Raw genomic sequence first — 507 nt, forward strand, 5'->3', positions numbered from 1 at the left:
CTGCGGAGTTCAGCGGTGATCTCATCGCCGCGGCCCGGACCCCGGGTAACGTGCTCCACGTGCTGCTGGCCGATGGTGCAGGGCACGGCCTGGCCGCGTCACTTAACGTGCTTCCCGTGACCGCACCGTTCTACCGCATGACCGAGCGCGGCTTTGGCATTGATGCCATTGCCCGGGAGATCAACAGCAAGGTGCGGGCATTGCTGCCGGTGGACCGTTTCATCGCGGCCACCCTCGTTGCCGTGAACTTTCGCGAGCGCTACGTGACTGTCTGGAACGGGGGCAATCCCGGGCCGCTGTTGATCAGGCCGGACGGCGGCGTACGCCTGCATTTCAACCGGCATCACTTTCCTCTGGGCGTCGTCGACGATGATGAGTTCGACGGCACCGTGGATGCCCACGTCGTCAATCCCCACGACCATCTACTGCTGTTTTCCGATGGGCTGATCGAGCTTGAGGATGCCGCGGGTCAGGCTCTGGGGGTGGAAGGGCTGGGTGCGGCGCTGA

General features: G+C 64.5%; 1 protein-coding gene. It reads left to right on the top strand.

Annotated elements, in window-relative coordinates; genetic code table 11:
- Nucleotides 1–507 (top strand): serine/threonine-protein phosphatase (locus JNK74_30500; protein MBL7650499.1); only part of this gene is annotated, 507 nt, incomplete at both ends.

This window comes from Candidatus Hydrogenedentota bacterium (genome assembly GCA_016791475.1).
GTDB lineage: Bacteria > Hydrogenedentota > Hydrogenedentia > Hydrogenedentales > JAEUWI01 > JAEUWI01.